This is a genomic window from Streptococcus sp. HMSC062H02 (assembly GCF_001813005.1).
GTDB classification, from domain to species: Bacteria; Bacillota; Bacilli; order Lactobacillales; family Streptococcaceae; genus Streptococcus; species Streptococcus oralis_S.
The window spans coordinates 171895-190644 of record NZ_KV811090.1; the positions used below are offsets into that span (position 1 = coordinate 171895).

Annotated in this window: 29 protein-coding genes; 28 read left to right on the forward strand and 1 reads right to left on the reverse strand. The window is 41.2% G+C overall.

Annotated elements, in window-relative coordinates:
* Window positions 1-12: 12 nt before the first annotated feature.
* The 25 genes from rpsC to HMPREF2885_RS01020 all read left to right on the forward strand — a co-directional run bounded on the left by rpsC (window position 13) and on the right by HMPREF2885_RS01020 (window position 13820).
* Window positions 13-666, forward strand: a complete 654-nt coding sequence (gene rpsC, locus HMPREF2885_RS00900) for a 30S ribosomal protein S3 (RefSeq protein ID WP_000529937.1) — start codon at window positions 13-15, stop codon at window positions 664-666.
* A gap of 3 nt (window positions 667-669) precedes the next feature.
* A complete protein-coding gene (gene rplP / locus HMPREF2885_RS00905) occupies window positions 670-1083 on the forward strand; it encodes a 50S ribosomal protein L16 (protein WP_000960946.1) in 414 nt (137 codons plus the stop codon).
* A 9-nt stretch (window positions 1084-1092) separates the two neighbouring features.
* Entirely contained in the window at window positions 1093-1299 is a 207-nt protein-coding gene (gene rpmC / locus HMPREF2885_RS00910) for a 50S ribosomal protein L29 (protein ID WP_000772918.1), read from the forward strand.
* 24 nt (window positions 1300-1323) lie between these two features.
* Window positions 1324-1584 carry a 30S ribosomal protein S17 gene (gene rpsQ, locus HMPREF2885_RS00915; protein WP_000440801.1) on the forward strand — a complete coding sequence of 87 codons (261 nt, stop codon included), beginning with the start codon at window positions 1324-1326 and terminating at the stop codon, window positions 1582-1584.
* A 25-nt stretch (window positions 1585-1609) separates the two neighbouring features.
* Window positions 1610-1978, forward strand: coding sequence for a 50S ribosomal protein L14 (rplN, locus tag HMPREF2885_RS00920; protein WP_000616545.1), 369 nt, complete (start codon window positions 1610-1612; stop codon window positions 1976-1978).
* 77 nt (window positions 1979-2055) lie between these two features.
* A complete protein-coding gene (rplX, locus tag HMPREF2885_RS00925; RefSeq protein WP_000497691.1) occupies window positions 2056-2361 on the forward strand; it encodes a 50S ribosomal protein L24 in 306 nt (101 codons plus the stop codon).
* A 23-nt stretch (window positions 2362-2384) separates the two neighbouring features.
* A complete protein-coding gene (gene rplE / locus HMPREF2885_RS00930; protein ID WP_000013542.1) occupies window positions 2385-2927 on the forward strand; it encodes a 50S ribosomal protein L5 in 543 nt (180 codons plus the stop codon).
* Between the two features lie 17 nt (window positions 2928-2944).
* Complete coding sequence (locus HMPREF2885_RS00935; RefSeq protein ID WP_001085697.1) at window positions 2945-3130, forward strand: type Z 30S ribosomal protein S14; 186 nt, start codon at window positions 2945-2947, stop codon at window positions 3128-3130.
* 284 nt (window positions 3131-3414) lie between these two features.
* A complete protein-coding gene (gene rpsH, locus HMPREF2885_RS00940; protein WP_000245504.1) occupies window positions 3415-3813 on the forward strand; it encodes a 30S ribosomal protein S8 in 399 nt (132 codons plus the stop codon).
* A gap of 189 nt (window positions 3814-4002) precedes the next feature.
* Window positions 4003-4539 carry a 50S ribosomal protein L6 gene (rplF, locus tag HMPREF2885_RS00945; protein WP_000086623.1) on the forward strand — a complete coding sequence of 179 codons (537 nt, stop codon included), beginning with the start codon at window positions 4003-4005 and terminating at the stop codon, window positions 4537-4539.
* A gap of 83 nt (window positions 4540-4622) precedes the next feature.
* Complete coding sequence (rplR, locus tag HMPREF2885_RS00950; RefSeq protein WP_004244055.1) at window positions 4623-4979, forward strand: 50S ribosomal protein L18; 357 nt, start codon at window positions 4623-4625, stop codon at window positions 4977-4979.
* Window positions 4980-4996: 17 nt separating this feature from the next.
* On the forward strand, window positions 4997-5491 hold the full coding sequence (gene rpsE / locus HMPREF2885_RS00955) for a 30S ribosomal protein S5 (protein WP_000874204.1): 495 nt from the start codon (window positions 4997-4999) through the stop codon (window positions 5489-5491).
* Window positions 5492-5504: 13 nt separating this feature from the next.
* The gene (rpmD, locus tag HMPREF2885_RS00960) at window positions 5505-5687 is read left to right on the forward strand and encodes a 50S ribosomal protein L30 (RefSeq protein ID WP_000057241.1); all 183 of its coding nucleotides are present in this window, start codon (window positions 5505-5507) and stop codon (window positions 5685-5687) included.
* A gap of 144 nt (window positions 5688-5831) precedes the next feature.
* Window positions 5832-6272: a 50S ribosomal protein L15 gene (gene rplO / locus HMPREF2885_RS00965; protein WP_000766089.1), complete on the forward strand. Its 441-nt coding sequence runs from the start codon at window positions 5832-5834 to the stop codon at window positions 6270-6272.
* Between the two features lie 12 nt (window positions 6273-6284).
* Window positions 6285-7595, forward strand: coding sequence for a preprotein translocase subunit SecY (secY, locus tag HMPREF2885_RS00970; RefSeq protein WP_000465385.1), 1311 nt, complete (start codon window positions 6285-6287; stop codon window positions 7593-7595).
* A gap of 145 nt (window positions 7596-7740) precedes the next feature.
* On the forward strand, window positions 7741-8379 hold the full coding sequence (locus tag HMPREF2885_RS00975) for an adenylate kinase (protein ID WP_001050433.1): 639 nt from the start codon (window positions 7741-7743) through the stop codon (window positions 8377-8379).
* 116 nt (window positions 8380-8495) lie between these two features.
* Window positions 8496-8714 carry a translation initiation factor IF-1 gene (infA, locus tag HMPREF2885_RS00980; RefSeq protein WP_001029883.1) on the forward strand — a complete coding sequence of 73 codons (219 nt, stop codon included), beginning with the start codon at window positions 8496-8498 and terminating at the stop codon, window positions 8712-8714.
* A 24-nt stretch (window positions 8715-8738) separates the two neighbouring features.
* Window positions 8739-8855 carry a 50S ribosomal protein L36 gene (rpmJ, locus tag HMPREF2885_RS00985; protein WP_001808836.1) on the forward strand — a complete coding sequence of 39 codons (117 nt, stop codon included), beginning with the start codon at window positions 8739-8741 and terminating at the stop codon, window positions 8853-8855.
* A 17-nt stretch (window positions 8856-8872) separates the two neighbouring features.
* Window positions 8873-9238 (forward strand): 30S ribosomal protein S13, encoded by a 366-nt coding sequence (gene rpsM, locus HMPREF2885_RS00990; protein WP_000090781.1) that lies wholly within the window; start codon window positions 8873-8875, stop codon window positions 9236-9238.
* A 17-nt stretch (window positions 9239-9255) separates the two neighbouring features.
* Window positions 9256-9639: a 30S ribosomal protein S11 gene (gene rpsK / locus HMPREF2885_RS00995; protein ID WP_001118385.1), complete on the forward strand. Its 384-nt coding sequence runs from the start codon at window positions 9256-9258 to the stop codon at window positions 9637-9639.
* Window positions 9640-9681: 42 nt separating this feature from the next.
* Window positions 9682-10617, forward strand: a complete 936-nt coding sequence (locus tag HMPREF2885_RS01000; protein ID WP_000568993.1) for a DNA-directed RNA polymerase subunit alpha — start codon at window positions 9682-9684, stop codon at window positions 10615-10617.
* An 11-nt stretch (window positions 10618-10628) separates the two neighbouring features.
* The gene (gene rplQ, locus HMPREF2885_RS01005) at window positions 10629-11015 is read left to right on the forward strand and encodes a 50S ribosomal protein L17 (RefSeq protein WP_000331493.1); all 387 of its coding nucleotides are present in this window, start codon (window positions 10629-10631) and stop codon (window positions 11013-11015) included.
* A 263-nt stretch (window positions 11016-11278) separates the two neighbouring features.
* On the forward strand, window positions 11279-11545 hold the full coding sequence (locus HMPREF2885_RS01010) for an ACT domain-containing protein (RefSeq protein ID WP_000644107.1): 267 nt from the start codon (window positions 11279-11281) through the stop codon (window positions 11543-11545).
* Between the two features lie 9 nt (window positions 11546-11554).
* Window positions 11555-12892: a PFL family protein gene (locus HMPREF2885_RS01015; protein ID WP_070656867.1), complete on the forward strand. Its 1338-nt coding sequence runs from the start codon at window positions 11555-11557 to the stop codon at window positions 12890-12892.
* A 235-nt stretch (window positions 12893-13127) separates the two neighbouring features.
* A complete protein-coding gene (locus tag HMPREF2885_RS01020) occupies window positions 13128-13820 on the forward strand; it encodes a histidine phosphatase family protein (RefSeq protein ID WP_000049281.1) in 693 nt (230 codons plus the stop codon).
* A gap of 291 nt (window positions 13821-14111) precedes the next feature.
* On the opposite strand, the gene HMPREF2885_RS01025 is transcribed toward HMPREF2885_RS01020, so the two are convergent.
* Window positions 14112-14675: a methyltransferase family protein gene (locus HMPREF2885_RS01025; protein ID WP_000365730.1), complete on the reverse strand. Its 564-nt coding sequence runs from the start codon at window positions 14673-14675 to the stop codon at window positions 14112-14114.
* Window positions 14676-14843: 168 nt separating this feature from the next.
* Between HMPREF2885_RS01025 and leuS the strand changes: the two genes are divergently transcribed.
* The 3 genes from leuS (at window position 14844) to HMPREF2885_RS01040 (ending at window position 18664) form a co-directional block, all read left to right on the forward strand.
* Window positions 14844-17345, forward strand: coding sequence for a leucine--tRNA ligase (gene leuS, locus HMPREF2885_RS01030; protein WP_070656868.1), 2502 nt, complete (start codon window positions 14844-14846; stop codon window positions 17343-17345).
* A 195-nt stretch (window positions 17346-17540) separates the two neighbouring features.
* On the forward strand, window positions 17541-18236 hold the full coding sequence (locus HMPREF2885_RS01035; RefSeq protein WP_070656869.1) for a GNAT family N-acetyltransferase: 696 nt from the start codon (window positions 17541-17543) through the stop codon (window positions 18234-18236).
* 11 nt (window positions 18237-18247) lie between these two features.
* Complete coding sequence (locus HMPREF2885_RS01040; RefSeq protein WP_049550206.1) at window positions 18248-18664, forward strand: GNAT family N-acetyltransferase; 417 nt, start codon at window positions 18248-18250, stop codon at window positions 18662-18664.
* Window positions 18665-18750: the final 86 nt, after the last annotated feature.

Here is an 18750-nt window from a genome sequence, read left to right on the forward strand (position 1 = left end):
GGAGGTAACATCGTGGGTCAAAAAGTACATCCAATTGGTATGCGTGTCGGCATCATCCGTGATTGGGATGCCAAATGGTATGCTGAAAAAGAATACGCGGATTACCTTCATGAAGATCTTGCAATCCGTAAATTCGTTCAAAAAGAACTTGCTGACGCAGCAGTTTCAACTATCGAAATTGAACGCGCAGTAAACAAAGTTAACGTTTCACTTCACACTGCTAAACCAGGTATGGTTATCGGTAAAGGTGGTGCTAACGTTGATGCACTCCGTGCAAAACTTAACAAATTGACTGGAAAACAAGTACACATCAACATCATCGAAATCAAACAACCTGATTTGGATGCTCACCTTGTAGGTGAAGGAATTGCTCGTCAATTGGAGCAACGTGTCGCTTTCCGTCGTGCACAAAAACAAGCAATCCAACGTGCAATGCGTGCTGGAGCTAAAGGAATTAAAACTCAAGTATCAGGTCGTTTGAACGGTGCAGATATCGCCCGTGCTGAAGGATACTCTGAAGGAACTGTTCCACTTCACACACTTCGTGCAGATATCGATTACGCTTGGGAAGAAGCAGATACTACATACGGTAAACTTGGTGTTAAAGTATGGATCTACCGTGGTGAAGTTCTTCCAACTCGTAAAAACACTAAAGGAGGTAAATAACCAATGTTAGTACCTAAACGTGTTAAACACCGTCGTGAATTCCGTGGAAAAATGCGCGGTGAAGCAAAAGGTGGAAAAGAAGTAGCATTCGGTGAATACGGTCTTCAAGCTACAACTAGCCACTGGATCACTAACCGCCAAATCGAAGCTGCTCGTATCGCCATGACTCGTTACATGAAACGTGGTGGTAAAGTTTGGATTAAAATCTTCCCACACAAATCATACACTGCTAAAGCTATCGGTGTGCGTATGGGATCTGGTAAAGGGGCACCTGAAGGTTGGGTTGCACCAGTTAAACGTGGTAAAGTGATGTTCGAAATCGCTGGTGTATCTGAAGAAATCGCTCGCGAAGCGCTTCGTCTTGCAAGCCACAAATTGCCAGTTAAATGTAAATTCGTAAAACGTGAAGCAGAATAAGGAGAAGGCATGAAACTTAATGAAGTAAAAGAATTTGTTAAAGAACTTCGTGGTCTTTCTCAAGAAGAACTCGCGAAGCGCGAAAACGAATTGAAAAAAGAATTGTTTGAACTTCGTTTCCAAGCTGCTACTGGTCAATTGGAACAAACAGCTCGCTTGAAAGAAGTTAAAAAACAAATCGCTCGTATCAAAACAGTTCAATCTGAAGCGAAATAATAGACTAGGGAAGGAGAAATTTCAATGGAACGCAATAATCGTAAAGTTCTTGTTGGACGTGTTGTATCTGACAAAATGGACAAGACAATCACAGTTGTAGTTGAAACAAAACGTAACCACCCAGTCTATGGTAAACGTATTAACTACTCTAAAAAATACAAAGCACATGATGAAAACAATGTTGCCAAAGAAGGCGATATCGTACGTATCATGGAAACTCGTCCGCTTTCAGCTACAAAACGTTTCCGTCTTGTAGAAGTTGTTGAAGAAGCGGTCATCATCTAATCAAACCTGAAAGGAGAAAACTGAAATGATTCAAACAGAAACTCGTTTGAAAGTCGCAGACAACAGCGGTGCGCGCGAAATCTTGACTATCAAAGTTCTTGGTGGTTCAGGACGTAAATTTGCAAACATCGGTGATGTTATCGTGGCATCTGTAAAACAAGCTACTCCTGGTGGTGCGGTTAAAAAAGGTGACGTTGTAAAAGCTGTTATCGTTCGTACTAAATCAGGTGCTCGTCGTGCTGATGGTTCATACATCAAATTTGACGAAAACGCAGCAGTTATCATCCGTGAAGACAAAACTCCTCGCGGAACACGTATCTTTGGCCCAGTTGCACGTGAATTGCGTGAAGGTGGCTTCATGAAGATCGTGTCACTTGCTCCAGAAGTACTTTAATTTTTAGAAACAAACTAGTCCCCTAGCTTCAAGCTAGGGTGCCCTTATGGGCGTAAGAAAAATTAAGGAGAAACCTAATGTTTGTAAAAAAAGGCGACAAAGTTCGCGTAATCGCTGGTAAAGATAAGGGAACAGAAGCTGTTGTCCTTACTGCCCTTCCAAAAGTAAACAAAGTTATCGTTGAAGGTGTTAACATCGTTAAGAAACACCAACGTCCAACTAACGAACTTCCTCAAGGTGGTATCATCGAGAAAGAAGCAGCTATCCACGTATCAAACGTTCAAGTATTGGACAAAAATGGTGTAGCTGGTCGTGTTGGTTACAAATTTGTAGACGGTAAAAAAGTTCGCTACAACAAAAAATCAGGCGAAGTGCTTGATTAATCACGAAGGAAAGGAGAAGTATAATGGCAAATCGTTTAAAAGAAAAATATCTTAATGAAGTAGTTCCTGCTTTGACAGAACAATTCAACTACTCATCAGTGATGGCTGTGCCTAAAGTAGATAAGATCGTTTTGAACATGGGTGTTGGTGAAGCTGTATCAAACGCTAAAAGTCTTGAAAAAGCTGCTGAAGAATTGGCACTTATCTCAGGTCAAAAACCACTTATCACTAAAGCTAAAAAATCAATCGCCGGCTTCCGTCTTCGTGAAGGTGTAGCGATTGGTGCAAAAGTTACCCTTCGTGGTGAACGTATGTACGAATTCTTGGACAAATTGGTTTCAGTTTCACTTCCACGCGTGCGTGACTTCCACGGTGTTCCAACAAAATCATTTGATGGACGCGGAAACTACACTCTTGGTGTGAAAGAACAATTGATCTTCCCAGAAATCAACTTTGATGACGTTGACAAAACTCGTGGTCTTGACATCGTTATCGTAACAACTGCTAACACTGACGAAGAGTCACGTGCATTGCTTACAGGCCTTGGAATGCCTTTTGCAAAATAATATAGGAGGTAAATCTAATGGCTAAAAAATCAATGATTGCTAAGAACAAACGTCCAGCGAAGTTCTCTACTCAAGCTTATACTCGTTGTGAAAAATGTGGTCGTCCACATTCAGTTTACCGCAAATTTAAACTTTGCCGTGTTTGCTTCCGTGAATTAGCTTACAAAGGACAAATTCCTGGTGTAACAAAAGCATCTTGGTAATTTAAGATATCAAGGGCGTCAAAACTCAAAGTGAAAATAGGAAACTTGACGAAGAAACTGAAGTTTCTAGGAAAGTTTATCTTTTTCACGCAGAGTTTAGCCCGGGTTCAGTTGGGCTTGCCAATTTGAACACGAGCTACAGCTTTGGCAAAAAAGACCAATTTTCTTTGGAGCATCGCTCCAGCATCAAATTGTCTATTTTTGCTCTTGCTGTTACGCTCTTTGTATCATGTATTAACTAGCAAGTGCAACTTGCAAACTACTAGTAAGAGGAGAAAAACAAAATGGTTATGACTGACCCAATCGCAGACTTCCTAACTCGTATTCGTAACGCTAACCAAGCGAAACACGAAGTACTTGAAGTACCTGCATCAAACATCAAAAAAGGGATTGCTGAAATCCTTAAACGCGAAGGTTTTGTTAAGAACGTAGAAATCATCGAAGATGACAAACAAGGCATCATCCGTGTATTCCTTAAATACGGACCAAACGGTGAAAAAGTTATCACTAACTTGAAACGTGTTTCTAAACCAGGACTTCGTGTCTACAAGAAACGTGAAGATCTTCCAAAAGTTCTTAACGGACTTGGAATTGCTATTCTTTCAACTTCTGAAGGTTTGCTTACTGATAAAGAAGCTCGCCAAAAGAATGTTGGTGGTGAGGTTATCGCTTACGTTTGGTAATATTTAGCTCCCAATTTCTTTGTGACTCTTCGTTATCGTCTCTTGCCTAACCCAAAGTTATGCCGGCGAGACGATGCCTAGATTCACTTTGGAATTGAAACCTAAATGTTCCTTTAAATCGAGAAATCGATTTAAGCCCCCGTGAAAACTGGCCATTCTGGCCTGACAATTTAACAGGAGAAAATAAACATGTCACGTATTGGTAATAAAGTTATCGTGTTGCCTGCTGGTGTTGAAATCACTAACAATGACAACGTTGTAACTGTAAAAGGACCTAAAGGAGAGCTTACTCGTGAGTTCTCAAAAGATATTGAAATTCGTGTGGAAGGTACTGAAGTAACTCTTCACCGTCCAAACGATTCAAAAGAAATGAAAACAATCCATGGAACTACTCGTGCCCTTTTGAACAACATGGTAATTGGTGTATCAGAAGGATTCAAGAAAGAACTTGAAATGCGTGGGGTTGGTTACCGTGCACAACTTCAAGGTAAAAAACTTGTTTTGGCTGTTGGTAAATCTCATCCAGACGAAGTTGAAGCTCCAGAAGGAATTACTTTTGAACTTCCAAACCCAACAACAATCGTTGTTAGCGGAATTTCAAAAGAAGTAGTTGGTCAAACAGCTGCTTACGTACGTAGCCTTCGTTCACCAGAACCATATAAAGGTAAAGGTATCCGTTACGTTGGTGAATTCGTTCGCCGTAAAGAAGGTAAAACAGGTAAATAATGTTGAGTGGTTGATTTTCAACCACCGACCTATTTTCCAACTTAGTGCATAGCACATGATTTAAAACTAAAGAGGTGAAAACTGTGATTTCTAAACCAGATAAAAACAAACTCCGCCAAAAACGCCACCGTCGCGTTCGCGGAAAACTCTCTGGAACTGCTGATCGCCCACGTTTGAACGTATTCCGTTCTAATACAGGCATCTACGCTCAAGTGATTGATGACGTAGCGGGTGTAACGCTCGCAAGTGCTTCAACTCTTGACAAAGAAGTTTCAAAAGGAACTAAAACTGAACAAGCCGTTACTGTCGGTAAACTCGTTGCAGAACGTGCAAACGCTAAAGGTATTTCAGAAGTGGTGTTCGACCGCGGTGGATATCTATATCACGGACGTGTGAAAGCTTTGGCTGATGCAGCTCGTGAAAACGGATTGAAATTCTAATAGGAGGACACTAGAAAATGGCATTTAAAGACAATGCAGTTGAATTAGAAGAACGCGTAGTTGCTGTCAACCGTGTTACAAAAGTTGTTAAAGGTGGACGTCGTCTTCGTTTCGCAGCTCTTGTTGTTGTTGGTGACCACAACGGTCGCGTAGGATTTGGTACTGGTAAAGCTCAAGAAGTTCCAGAAGCAATCCGCAAAGCAGTAGAAGATGCTAAGAAAAACTTGATTGAGGTTCCTATGGTTGGAACAACAATCCCACACGAAGTTCTTTCAGAATTCGGTGGAGCTAAAGTATTGTTGAAACCTGCTGTAGAAGGTTCTGGAGTTGCCGCTGGTGGTGCAGTTCGTGCCGTTGTGGAATTGGCAGGTGTGGCAGATATTACATCTAAATCACTTGGTTCTAACACTCCAATCAACATTGTTCGCGCAACTGTTGAAGGTTTGAAACAATTGAAACGCGCTGAAGAAGTTGCTGCCCTTCGTGGTATTTCAGTTTCTGATTTGGCATAAGAAAGGGGATAAAATGGCTCAAATTAAAATTACTTTGACTAAGTCTCCAATCGGACGCATTCCATCACAACGTAAAACTGTTGTAGCACTTGGACTTGGCAAATTGAACAGCTCTGTTATCAAAGAAGACAACGCTGCTATCCGTGGTATGATCACTGCAGTATCTCACTTGGTAACAGTTGAAGAAGTAAACTAATGAATTTTTAGGGGATGTGGCAATACTCATCCCCTAAAACTAGGTATAGTCATCTTAGATGACCATGTATAGGCGAGTTGATAAGGGAGACAACCTTTTCTCTCTTATCGGCGCTAGCATTTTACAAAAGAGGAGAAAATAATAATGAAACTTCATGAATTGAAACCTGCAGAAGGTTCTCGTAAAGTACGTAACCGTGTTGGTCGTGGTACTTCATCAGGTAACGGTAAAACATCTGGTCGCGGTCAAAAAGGTCAAAAAGCTCGTAGCGGTGGCGGAGTTCGCCTTGGTTTTGAAGGTGGACAAACTCCATTGTTCCGTCGTCTTCCAAAACGTGGATTCACTAACATCAACGCTAAAGAATACGCAATTGTAAACCTTGACCAATTGAACGTCTTTGAAGACGGTGCAGAAGTAACTCCAGTTGTACTTATCGAAGCAGGAATTGTGAAAGCTGAAAAATCAGGAGTTAAAATTCTTGGTAACGGTGAGTTGACTAAGAAATTGACTGTGAAAGCAGCTAAATTCTCTAAATCAGCTGAGGAAGCTATCACTGCTAAAGGTGGTTCTGTAGAAGTCATCTAAGAGAGGTGACCCATGTTTTTTAAATTACTAAAAGAAGCGCTCAAGGTTAAACAAGTTCGATCAAAAATTCTCTTTACGATTTTTATCATTCTTGTTTTCCGTATTGGGACAAGTATCACTGTTCCAGGTGTGAATGCAAAAAGTTTAGAAGCTCTCAGTGGTTTATCTTTCTTGAACATGCTTAGTCTTGTTTCAGGGAATGCCATGAAGAACTTCTCCGTTTTTGCACTCGGAGTAAGTCCGTATATCACTGCTTCAATCGTTGTTCAATTGCTACAAATGGATATTTTACCGAAGTTTGTAGAATGGGGCAAACAAGGAGAAGTAGGACGGAGAAAACTAAACCAAGCTACTCGTTATATTGCACTTGTGCTTGCATTTGTTCAATCTATCGGGATTACAGCAGGATTTAATACTCTATCTGGAGCGAAATTATTAACGACAGCTTTAACTCCACAAGTTTTTGTTACTATTGGTATTATACTCACAGCAGGTAGTATGATTGTAACCTGGCTTGGGGAACAAATTACAGATAAGGGATACGGAAACGGTGTTTCTATGATCATCTTTGCAGGTATTGTTGCTTCAATTCCTGAGATGATTAAAGGCATCTATGTTGACTACTTCGTCAATATTCCAAGTAGCCGTTTGACTTCATCTATTATCTTTGTCGTTATTTTGATTATCGCTGTCTTGTTGATTGTATACTTTACAACCTTTGTTCAACAGGCAGAATATAAAATTCCAATCCAATATACAAAAGTTGCTCAAGGAGCCCCATCAAGCTCATACCTTCCATTGAAGGTGAACCCAGCGGGGGTTATCCCAGTTATCTTTGCAAGTTCCATTACAGCAGCACCTGCAGCCATTCTTCAATTTTTGAGTGCTACAGGTCATGATTGGGCTTGGGTACGTACAGCACAGGAAATGTTATCTACAACATCTCCGACAGGTGTTGCTATGTATGCCTTGTTGATCATTCTCTTTACATTCTTCTATACATTTGTACAGATCAATCCAGAGAAGGCAGCAGAAAACTTGCAAAAGAGTGGAGCCTACATTCATGGTGTCCGTCCTGGTAAGGGAACTGAAGAATTCATGTCGAAACTTCTTCGTCGCCTTGCGACTGTCGGATCAATCTTCCTTGGTGTGATTTCAATCTTGCCGATTGTGGCAAAAGATGTCTTTGGTCTTTCAGAAGCTGTTGCTTTTGGGGGAACTAGTCTTTTGATCATTATCTCAACTGGTATCGAAGGAATCAAACAGTTAGAAGGTTACCTATTGAAACGTAAGTATGTTGGTTTCATGGATAAAACAGAATAAAAGCAAAATTACTTTTGCTTAGAGAGTGGAGTATGAAGATCTATCTATCAGAGAGATTTTCGTCTCCCCTCTTCTATTTTGTTTTTAAATAGGGGTTGAAAGAGATTTCTGCTTCTATTTAAATACAAAATAAGGAGATCCTATCATGAATCTTTTGATTATGGGCTTACCTGGAGCAGGTAAGGGAACGCAAGCAGCTAAAATTGTGGAGCAATTCCACGTGGCACACATTTCAACTGGAGATATGTTCCGTGCTGCTATGGCAAATCAAACTGAAATGGGTGTACTTGCGAAGTCTTATATTGACAAAGGTGAGTTGGTTCCAGATGAAGTTACAAATGGAATCGTTAAAGAACGCCTTTCACAGGATGACATCAAGGAAACAGGTTTCTTGTTGGATGGTTACCCACGTACGATTGAACAAGCCCATGCCTTGGACAAAACATTGGCGGAACTTGGTATCGAACTAGAAGGTGTGATCAATATCGAAGTGAATCCAGATTGTCTCTTGGAACGTTTGAGTGGTCGTATCATCCACCGCGAAACAGGTGAAACCTTCCACAAAGTTTTCAACCCACCAGTTGACTATAAAGAGGAAGATTACTACCAACGTGAAGATGATAAACCTGAGACAGTGAAGCGTCGTTTGGATGTGAATATCGCCCAAGGTGAACCAATCATTGCTCACTACCGTGCCAAAGGATTAGTCCACGATATCGAAGGAAATCAAGATATCAATGATGTGTTCAAAGACATCGAAAAAGTATTGACAAATTTGAAATAAAGCGTTTTTCACACTTGCAAAAAATCGCTACAAATGTTATACTGAGATAGTCTGACTTATAATTGTTGTCTCTGTTTTCAGAGGCATCGAATCGAAATTTATGGAGGTGCTTTTGCGTGGCAAAAGACGATGTGATTGAAGTTGAAGGCAAAGTAGTCGATACAATGCCTAACGCAATGTTTACGGTTGAACTTGAAAATGGACATCAGATTTTAGCAACAGTTTCTGGTAAAATTCGTAAAAACTATATTCGTATTTTAGCGGGAGATCGTGTTACTGTCGAGATGAGTCCATATGACTTGACACGTGGACGTATCACTTACCGCTTTAAATAATCGAAAAACTTGGAGGGATAAGAAATGAAAGTAAGACCATCGGTCAAACCAATTTGCGAATACTGTAAAGTAATTCGTCGTAATGGTCGTGTTATGGTAATTTGCCCAGCAAATCCAAAACACAAACAACGTCAAGGATAAGATAGAAAGGAGAAAAAATGGCTCGTATTGCTGGAGTTGACATTCCAAATGACAAACGCGTAGTAATCTCATTGACTTACGTTTATGGTATCGGACTTGCAACATCTAAGAAAATTTTGGCTGCTGCTGGAATCTCAGAAGATGTTCGTGTACGTGACCTTACATCAGATCAAGAGGATGCTATCCGTCGTGAAGTGGATGCAATCAAAGTTGAAGGTGACCTTCGTCGTGAAGTAAACTTGAACATCAAACGTTTGATGGAAATCGGTTCTTACCGTGGGATTCGTCACCGTCGTGGACTTCCTGTCCGTGGACAAAACACTAAAAACAACGCTCGCACTCGTAAAGGTAAAGCTGTTGCGATTGCTGGTAAGAAAAAATAATATAGGAGGTAAAAGTCTTGGCTAAACCAACACGTAAACGTCGTGTGAAAAAGAATATCGAATCTGGTATTGCTCATATTCACGCTACATTTAATAACACTATTGTTATGATTACTGATGTGCATGGTAATGCAATTGCTTGGTCATCAGCTGGTGCTCTTGGTTTCAAAGGTTCTCGTAAATCTACACCATTCGCTGCTCAAATGGCTTCTGAAGCTGCTGCTAAATCTGCACAAGAACACGGTCTTAAATCAGTTGAAGTTACTGTAAAAGGTCCAGGTTCTGGTCGTGAGTCAGCTATTCGTGCGCTTGCTGCCGCTGGTCTTGAAGTAACAGCAATTCGTGATGTGACTCCAGTGCCACACAATGGTGCTCGTCCTCCAAAACGTCGCCGTGTATAATCATCGCATTACACTGCTTTTCGTTTAAGAGGGAGTAACTAAATGATTGAGTTTGAAAAACCAAATATAACAAAAATTGATGAAAATAAAGATTATGGCAAGTTTGTAATCGAACCACTTGAACGTGGCTACGGTACAACTCTTGGTAACTCTCTTCGTCGTGTACTACTAGCTTCTCTACCAGGAGCAGCAGTGACATCTATCAACATTGAAGGTGTCTTGCATGAGTTCGACACAGTTCCAGGTGTTCGTGAAGACGTGATGCAAATCATTCTGAACATTAAAGGGATTGCAGTGAAATCATACGTTGAAGACGAAAAAATCATTGAACTGGACGTTGAAGGTCCTGCTGAAATTACAGCTGGAGACATTTTGACTGACAGTGATATTGAGATTGTAAATCCAGATCATTATCTCTTTACAATCGGTGAAGGTTCTTCTCTAAAAGCGACAATGACTGTTAACAGTGGTCGTGGATATGTACCTGCTGATGAAAACAAAAAAGATAATGCACCAGTTGGAACACTTGCTGTAGATTCTATTTATACACCAGTTACAAAAGTCAACTATCAAGTAGAGCCTGCTCGTGTAGGTAGCAATGATGGATTTGACAAATTAACCCTTGAAATCTTGACTAATGGAACAATTATTCCAGAAGATGCTTTAGGGCTTTCAGCACGTATCTTGACAGAACATCTTGATTTGTTTACAAATCTTACTGAGATTGCTAAGTCAACTGAAGTGATGAAAGAAGCTGATACTGAATCTGACGATCGTATTTTGGATCGTACGATTGAGGAACTGGACTTGTCTGTGCGTTCATACAACTGTTTGAAACGTGCCGGTATCAATACTGTGCATGATTTGACAGAAAAATCTGAAGCAGAGATGATGAAAGTACGAAATCTTGGACGCAAGAGTTTGGAAGAAGTGAAACTCAAACTCATTGACTTGGGTCTTGGATTAAAAGATAAATAAAGGAGGAATACATGGCTTACCGTAAACTAGGACGCACTAGCTCACAACGTAAAGCAATGCTTCGCGATTTGACAACTGACCTTTTGATCAACGAATCAATCGTGACAACTGAAGCTCGTGCTAAAGAAATCCGTAAAACTGTTGAAAAAATGATTACTCTAGGTAAACGTGGTGATTTGCATGCACGTCGTCAAGCAGCTGCTTTCGTACGTAATGAAATCGCATCTGAAAACTATGATGAAGCAACTGATAAGTACACTTCTACTACAGCACTTCAAAAATTGTTCTCAGAAATCGCACCTCGTTATGCTGAACGTAACGGTGGATACACTCGTATCCTTAAAACTGAACCACGTCGTGGTGATGCTGCGCCAATGGCGATCATCGAATTAGTATAAAATCATCAATTTTGTTGAGTGTTATGATGATGGAGTCTTGTGCTCTTAGTCTAGCTCTGGTCTACCGCTGGGACTTCAGTCCTAGCGGGAACACTCATCATCATTTGATAGGGTAGACGCTTGTTTACGAAATTGTTTTTTTCTTAAGAACAACTTCGTAAGCAGGCGTTTTTTAGTATTTTCTATGGAAATATGCTATACTAGGGAAAAAGAAAATCAAAAACGTTCAGTTTTTCTAAAAATCGTAGAAATGGGGTATAAGGATGAAGGCTATTATTACAGTGGTTGGTAAGGATAAGGCTGGGATTGTTGCAGGCGTGTCTACTAAGATTGCAGACTTGGGTTTGAATATTGACGATATTTCTCAGACGGTGTTGGATGAATACTTTACTATGATGGCGGTCGTCTCTAGTGACGAAAAACAGGATTTCACTTATCTACGAAATGAGTTTGAAACTTTCGGTCAGGCCTTGAATGTCAAAATCAATATTCAAAGTGCGGCGATTTTTGACGCTATGTATAATATCTAGGAGGCGGCTATGGATATTAGACAAGTTACAGAAACCATTGCCATGATTGAGGAGCAGAACTTCGATATCAGAACCATCACCATGGGGATTTCCCTTTTGGACTGCATTGATCCAGATATTGAACGTGCTGCTGAAAAGATTTACCAAAAAATCACCACTAAAGCTGCAAATTTAGTGGCTGTAGGAGACGAAATTGCTGCAGAACTTGGGATTCCTATTGTTAATAAACGGGTATCGGTGACTCCGATTTCTTTAATTGGTGCTGCGACTGATACGACAGACTATCTTGTTTTGGCAAAGGCTCTTGATAGGGCGGCTAAGAAGATCGGTGTTGACTTTATCGGTGGATTCTCAGCTTTGGTACAAAAAGGCTACCAAAAAGGAGATGAAATTCTCATCAATTCTATCCCCCGCGCTCTAGCTGAGACAGACAAGGTTTGTTCGTCCGTCAATATCGGCTCGACCAAGTCAGGTATCAACATGACTGCGGTCGCTGATATGGGACGTATCATCAAGGAAACAGCTATGCTGTCAGATATGGGTGCGGCCAAGTTGGTCATATTTGCTAATGCTGTTGAGGACAATCCTTTTATGGCAGGGGCCTTTCATGGTGTTGGCGAAGCAGATGTTATCATCAATGTCGGGGTTTCGGGTCCTGGTGTGGTCAAGCGTGCCTTGGAAAAAGTTCGTGGACAGAGCTTTGATGTAGTAGCGGAAACAGTCAAGAAAACGGCCTTCAAGATTACTCGTATCGGTCAATTAGTTGGTCAGATGGCCAGCGAGAGACTGGGTGTTAACTTTGGAATTGTCGATCTAAGCTTGGCGCCAACTCCTGCAGTTGGTGATTCTGTGGCACGTGTCCTTGAGGAAATGGGCCTAGAAACAGTTGGTACGCATGGGACGACGGCTGCCCTCGCTCTTTTGAATGACCAAGTTAAGAAGGGCGGAGTGATGGCTTGTAACCAAGTCGGTGGCTTGTCAGGTGCTTTTATCCCCGTTTCTGAAGATGAGGGGATGATTGCTGCGGTGCAAGATGGCTCTCTGAATTTAGAGAAACTAGAAGCCATGACGGCTATCTGTTCAGTTGGGCTGGATATGATTGCCATTCCGGAAGATACGCCTGCTGAAACCATTGCAGCTATGATTGCGGATGAGGCGGCCATTGGTGTTATTAACATGAAAACAACGGCTGTCCGTATTATTCCAAAGGGCAAAGAAGGCGATATGATTGAGTTTGGTGGCTTGCTAGGGACAGCTCCAGTGATGAAAGTCAACGGGGCTTCGTCTGTTGATTTCATCTCTCGTGGTGGGCAAATCCCAGCTCCAATCCATAGTTTTAAAAATTAATAAAAAAGAGAGAGGATTTAAGTTGAGTTTAAGGATGACTGTGTATACTATAATCATTAAATAAAGACCTCCTAACTTTATTTAATAGAAATCCTAAACTTTTTCATAATAATCTCCTAGGGAAGCTACCATGAGGGTAGCTTTTCTTTTGGATAATTTACAAATGTTGGCTTTGCTTTTGAAAGCCGAATATTTCTTTGATCCATGATATAATAGAAGAAATGGAGGATAGAAAATGTCTAAAGTAAGATTGTACTTGGTCCGTCATGGGAAAACGATGTTTAACACGATTGGACGTGCACAAGGATGGAGTGATACGCCTCTGACTGCAGAAGGTGAGTTGGGAATCCATGAACTGGGAATTGGCTTGAGAGAGTCTGGTTTGCAGTTTGACCGCGCTTATTCCAGTGATTCAGGGCGGACTATTCAAACCATGGGAATTATCCTAGAAGAACTTGGCCTACAGGGGAAAATCCCTTACCGCATGGACAAGCGAATCCGTGAGTGGTGCTTTGGTAGTTTTGATGGAGCCTATGATGGGGACCTCTTTATGGGATTGATTCCGAGAATTTTCAATGTAGACCATGTTCATCAGTTGTCTTATGCAGAACTAGCAGAAGGTTTGGTAGAGGTTGATACTGCAGGCTGGGCTGAAGGTTGGGAAAAACTCAGTGGTCGAATCAAGGAAGGCTTTGAAGCGATTGCTAAAGAAATGGAAGAACAAGGTGGGGGTAATGCCCTCGTTGTGAGCCATGGAATGACGATTGGTACCATTGTTTATCTGATCAATGGCATGCATCCGCATGGTCTCGATAATGGTAGCGTGACGATTCTTGAATATGAGGACGGTCAGTTTAGCGTAGAAGTTGTTGGTGACCGTAGTTATCGAGAGCTCGGACGTGAGAAGATGTTAGAGACAAATAGTTAATAGAAGTTAGCTCCGATTAGGAGCTAATTTTGAGTTAAAGGATATGATTTAAATCAATAGTTCCGAAAAAGTAAAAATTTTTGGGAGATGTTATGAAAGGAAAGCTAGAATTATTTTAGAGAAATAATACCCTAAAGTCCAACATAGTGGTATCCGATATAAACAGAGTGAAATCAAACTAAAAAGATTGAATCTTGCATAACGCAAAACTCAATCCTTCATTAAAAAAATATTTATCATGTTTAGTAATCATTCAAATCTAGTTGAAAGGTATGTTATATTTGAATGAAATTACCAAATATAAGGGAAAATTCGATAGCGAACCTTTTGACAGTATGTTTCATATGCTTCTCCAAAATGATTGTATAAGGCTTTTTCTTCTACTTTTAATCGAATACTGTAACCAACTACCAATAGAATGAGACAAATAATAATTGTGAGAGGATTTAATGAAACAATTGACAAGCCAAGTATGGATACGATGCTACCAGTATAGGCAGGATTTCTTACTATAGAGTAGGGACCTGCTTCTACCAACTGCTGACTATCTGTTGTTTGAACCGCAAGTGTAAAATTCTTCCCAAGATAATTAACTGCATAGATACGTAATACAAAGCCGGCTAGAGAAAGGAGAATTCCAATATAGATCAAAAAATGTGGCAATTGAGCTATAGAAGGTAGAAGTTGTTCATTCATTAATAGAAGACAACAAACAACACTACCAATAATGATGTAACGACTTCCTTTGTCTTCAGAGTTATTTTCATTGTTTGATTTTGTTTTCCTTTTAATCCACGTTTCTGTGATGATGAAAATGAGAATGAACCCATATGCAAAAATAGTTTGTAAATCCATGATTATTTCCTCCAGTTAGCATTATACAACTTTCAATTTTAGTGGTCAATTAAAAGGAAATAGTTAGAGTATGTTTTGTAATAGGTATCAATGGAAACTTCATGATTTCATCTGTAAAAATCTCTTGAAAATGGTATAATAGTAACATCATAAAATTGGAGAGAGACCATGAGTTTTTACAATCATAAAGAAATTGAGCCTAAGTGGCAGGGCTACTGGGCAGAACATCATACATTTAAGACAGGAACAGATGCATCAAAACCGAAGTTTTATGCTCTCGATATGTTCCCATATCCTTCAGGAGCTGGATTGCACGTAGGACACCCAGAAGGTTATACAGCGACTGATATCCTTAGCCGTTACAAACGTGCCCAAGGTTACAATGTCCTTCACCCAATGGGTTGGGATGCCTTTGGTTTGCCAGCTGAGCAATACGCTATGGATACGGGGAATGACCCGGCAGAATTTACAGCAGAAAACATTGCCAACTTCAAACGTCAAATCAATGCGCTTGGATTCTCTTACGACTGGGACCGTGAAGTCAACACAACAGATCCAAACTACTACAAATGGACGCAGTGGATTTTCACCAAGCTTTACGAAAAAGGCTTGGCCTATGAAGCGGAAGTGCCAGTAAACTGGGTTGAGGAACTAGGAACAGCCATTGCCAACGAAGAAGTGCTTCCTGATGGAACTTCTGAGCGTGGTGGCTATCCCGTTGTCCGCAAACCAATGCGCCAATGGATGCTCAAAATTACGGCCTATGCAGAGCGCTTGCTTAACGACTTGGATGAGTTGGATTGGCCAGAGTCTATCAAGGATATGCAACGTAACTGGATTGGGAAATCAACTGGTGCCAATGTAACCTTCAAAGTAAAAGGAACAGACAAGGAATTCACCGTCTTTACAACTCGTCCTGATACTCTTTTCGGTGCGACCTTCACAGTCTTGGCTCCTGAGCATGAACTAGTAGATGCCATCACAAGTCCAGAGCAAGCTGATGCAGTTGCAGACTACAAACACCAAGCTAGTCTCAAGTCTGACTTGGCTCGTACCGACCTTGCCAAGGAAAAAACTGGTGTTTGGACGGGTGCTTTTGCCATCAATCCTGTCAATGGCAAGGAAATCCCAATCTGGATTGCAGACTATGTTCTTGCTAGCTATGGTACAGGTGCGGTAATGGCTGTTCCTGCCCATGACCAACGTGACTGGGAATTTGCCAAACAATTTGGCCTACCAATCGTAGAAGTGCTAGAAGGTGGAAACGTTGAAGAAGCTGCCTATACTGAAGATGGTCTTCATGTCAATTCAGACTTCCTAGATGGCCTTAACAAAGAAGACGCTATTGCTAAAATTGTGGCTTGGTTGGAAGAGAAGGGTTGTGGACAAGAGAAGGTTACCTACCGTCTCCGCGACTGGCTCTTTAGCCGTCAACGTTACTGGGGTGAGCCAATCCCAATCATTCATTGGGAAGATGGGACTTCAACAGCTGTTCCTGAAAGTGAACTCCCACTTGTCTTGCCAGTCACCAAGGATATCCGTCCTTCAGGTACTGGGGAAAGCCCATTGGCTAACTTGACCGACTGGCTTGAAGTGACGCGTGAAGATGGTGTCAAAGGTCGTCGTGAAACAAACACTATGCCACAATGGGCAGGTTCAAGTTGGTACTATCTCCGCTATATCGACCCACACAACACAGAAAAATTGGCCGACGAGGATCTCCTCAAACAATGGTTGCCAGTGGATATCTACGTGGGTGGTGCGGAGCACGCTGTACTTCACTTGCTTTACGCTCGTTTCTGGCATAAATTCCTCTATGACCTCGGTGTTGTTCCGACTAAGGAGCCATTCCAAAAACTCTTTAACCAAGGAATGATTTTGGGAACAAGCTACCGTGACCACCGTGGAGCTCTTGTAGCGACTGATAAGGTTGAAAAACGTGACGGTTCTTTCTTCCATGTGGAAACAGGAGAAGAGTTGGAGCAAGCACCAGCCAAGATGTCTAAATCGCTCAAGAACGTTGTCAACCCAGACGATGTGGTGGAACAATATGGTGCTGATACCCTTCGTGTTTATGAAATGTTCATGGGGCCACTTGACGCTTCCATCGCTTGGTCAGAAGAAGGTCTGGAAGGAAGCCGTAAATTCCTTGACCGTGTTTACCGTTTGATTACAAGTAAAGAAATCGCTGCGGAAAATAATGGCGCTCTTGACAAGGTCTACAATGAAACAGTTAAATCTGTTACTGAGCAAATCGAATCCATGAAATTCAACACAGCCATTGCCCAACTTATGGTCTTTGTCAACGCTGCTAATAAGGAAGACAAACTCTATGTGGACTACGCCAAAGGCTTTATCCAATTGATTGCCCCATTTGCACCTCACTTGGCAGAAGAACTCTGGCAAACTGTTGCTGCAACAGGTGAGTCCATCTCTTATGTAGCTTGGCCAACTTGGGACGAAAGCAAATTGGTTGAAGACGAAATCGAAATCGTCATCCAAATCAAAGGAAAAGTCCGTGCCAAACTCATGGTCGCTAAAGACCTATCACGTGAAGAATTGCAAGAAATTGCTCTAGCGGATGAAAAAGTCAAAGCAGAGATTGACGGTAAGGAAATCGTGAAAGTGATTGCGGTACCTAACAAGCTCGTTAATATCGTTGTTAAATAACGAGTTTATTAGCCCTATCTGCCACCTTCAATAGTCCACTGGACTATTGACGCCAACCAAACTTGTTAATATCGTTATTAAATAAGAAATGAATCCTTCAGAGTTCAGCTCTGGAGGATTTTTTGAATTTTTTCATGAAAGTATGATATACTATGTGCAATTATAAAGTTTGAAAAGTGAATCAAGGAGAAAACAATGCCAGTAAACGAATATGGTCAGATGATTGGTGAGTTAATGGAAGGTTATACTCCAGGAGAATTGCCTTCCATTGATTTCTTAGAAGGGCGCTACGCTCGGATAGAGACTCTTTCGGTGGAAAAGCATGCGGAGGATCTGCTAGCTGTTTATGGTCCTGATACGCCTCGTGAGATGTGGACCTACCTTTTTCAGGAACCAGTGGCAGATATGGAGGAACTGGTTACTATCTTAAATCAGATGTTGGCTCGTAAGGACCGTTTTTACTATGCGATTATAGACAAGGCAACTGGTAAGGCTTTGGGAACTTTTTCTCTCATGCGTATTGACCAGAATAACCGAGTAATAGAAGTGGGTGCCGTCACTTTTTCTCCTGCTCTTAAGGGTACGAGGATAGGGACAGAAGCCCAGTATCTCCTGGCACGGTATGTTTTTGAGGAGCTTAACTATCGTCGCTACGAGTGGAAATGTGATGCTCTAAATCTCCCATCCAGACGAGCTGCGGAGCGTTTGGGCTTTGTTTATGAAGGAACCTTCCGCCAGGCAGTTGTTTATAAGGGGCGCACGAGGGATACGGATTGGTTGTCTATGATTGATAAGGACTGGCCTCAAGTCAAAGCTCGTTTAGAAACATGGTTGGCTCCTGAAAATTTTGATAAAAATGGACGACAGTACAAGAGATTGAGAGAATTCTGAGAGGTATTGAGATGATGACTATTAGAAGGCAAGAAATTGTCAAGCTAGAGGATGTTTTGCATCTCTATCAGGCAGTTGGATGGACAAATTATACACATCAACCTCAGATGTTGAAGAAAGCCTTGTCTCACTCATTAGCGATTTATATAGCACTTGATGGCGATGCCGTGGTGGGCTTGGTCCGTTTGGTTGGAGATGGTTTTTCATCGATTTTTGTCCAGGATTTGATCGTTTTGCCTAGCTATCAGCGCCAAGGGATTGGCAGTGCCTTAATGAAAGAGGCTTTAGGTGATTACAAAGATGCCTATCAAGTCCAACTAGTGACCGAACAGACAGAAAAAACCTTGGAATTCTATAGTTCTCTGGGATTTGAAACCTTATCTACTTATGATTGTACAGGCATGATTTGGGTGGATCGAAAAAGATAAAAAAATATTTTTTCTTAAGTAAAATTTAAGTCTCCTTGTGTATTATATAGTTATTAAATAAAGACCTCCTAATACTCTTCGAAAAT

Bases quoted from the DNA above. Each gene is read 5' to 3' on its own strand.
- HMPREF2885_RS01015 (WP_070656867.1), top strand. From the start codon at position 11,555: ATGGATATTAGACAAGTTACAGAAACCATTGCCATGATTGAGGAGCAG.
- HMPREF2885_RS01025 (WP_000365730.1), bottom strand. From the start codon at position 14,675: ATGGATTTACAAACTATTTTTGCATATGGGTTCATTCTCATTTTCATC.
- HMPREF2885_RS00975 (WP_001050433.1), top strand. From the start codon at position 7,741: ATGAATCTTTTGATTATGGGCTTACCTGGAGCAGGTAAGGGAACGCAA.
- rpsM (WP_000090781.1), top strand. From the start codon at position 8,873: ATGGCTCGTATTGCTGGAGTTGACATTCCAAATGACAAACGCGTAGTA.
- rplQ (WP_000331493.1), top strand. From the start codon at position 10,629: ATGGCTTACCGTAAACTAGGACGCACTAGCTCACAACGTAAAGCAATG.
- rplO (WP_000766089.1), top strand. From the start codon at position 5,832: ATGAAACTTCATGAATTGAAACCTGCAGAAGGTTCTCGTAAAGTACGT.
- rpsQ (WP_000440801.1), top strand. From the start codon at position 1,324: ATGGAACGCAATAATCGTAAAGTTCTTGTTGGACGTGTTGTATCTGAC.
- rplX (WP_000497691.1), top strand. From the start codon at position 2,056: ATGTTTGTAAAAAAAGGCGACAAAGTTCGCGTAATCGCTGGTAAAGAT.
- rpsE (WP_000874204.1), top strand. From the start codon at position 4,997: ATGGCATTTAAAGACAATGCAGTTGAATTAGAAGAACGCGTAGTTGCT.
- rpmC (WP_000772918.1), top strand. From the start codon at position 1,093: ATGAAACTTAATGAAGTAAAAGAATTTGTTAAAGAACTTCGTGGTCTT.
- rpmD (WP_000057241.1), top strand. From the start codon at position 5,505: ATGGCTCAAATTAAAATTACTTTGACTAAGTCTCCAATCGGACGCATT.
- HMPREF2885_RS01035 (WP_070656869.1), top strand. From the start codon at position 17,541: ATGCCAGTAAACGAATATGGTCAGATGATTGGTGAGTTAATGGAAGGT.
- HMPREF2885_RS01010 (WP_000644107.1), top strand. From the start codon at position 11,279: ATGAAGGCTATTATTACAGTGGTTGGTAAGGATAAGGCTGGGATTGTT.
- HMPREF2885_RS01040 (WP_049550206.1), top strand. From the start codon at position 18,248: ATGATGACTATTAGAAGGCAAGAAATTGTCAAGCTAGAGGATGTTTTG.
- HMPREF2885_RS00935 (WP_001085697.1), top strand. From the start codon at position 2,945: ATGGCTAAAAAATCAATGATTGCTAAGAACAAACGTCCAGCGAAGTTC.
- rplF (WP_000086623.1), top strand. From the start codon at position 4,003: ATGTCACGTATTGGTAATAAAGTTATCGTGTTGCCTGCTGGTGTTGAA.
- HMPREF2885_RS01020 (WP_000049281.1), top strand. From the start codon at position 13,128: ATGTCTAAAGTAAGATTGTACTTGGTCCGTCATGGGAAAACGATGTTT.
- leuS (WP_070656868.1), top strand. From the start codon at position 14,844: ATGAGTTTTTACAATCATAAAGAAATTGAGCCTAAGTGGCAGGGCTAC.
- rplN (WP_000616545.1), top strand. From the start codon at position 1,610: ATGATTCAAACAGAAACTCGTTTGAAAGTCGCAGACAACAGCGGTGCG.
- rplP (WP_000960946.1), top strand. From the start codon at position 670: ATGTTAGTACCTAAACGTGTTAAACACCGTCGTGAATTCCGTGGAAAA.
- rpmJ (WP_001808836.1), top strand. From the start codon at position 8,739: ATGAAAGTAAGACCATCGGTCAAACCAATTTGCGAATACTGTAAAGTA.
- HMPREF2885_RS01000 (WP_000568993.1), top strand. From the start codon at position 9,682: ATGATTGAGTTTGAAAAACCAAATATAACAAAAATTGATGAAAATAAA.
- rplE (WP_000013542.1), top strand. From the start codon at position 2,385: ATGGCAAATCGTTTAAAAGAAAAATATCTTAATGAAGTAGTTCCTGCT.
- secY (WP_000465385.1), top strand. From the start codon at position 6,285: ATGTTTTTTAAATTACTAAAAGAAGCGCTCAAGGTTAAACAAGTTCGA.
- rpsH (WP_000245504.1), top strand. From the start codon at position 3,415: ATGGTTATGACTGACCCAATCGCAGACTTCCTAACTCGTATTCGTAAC.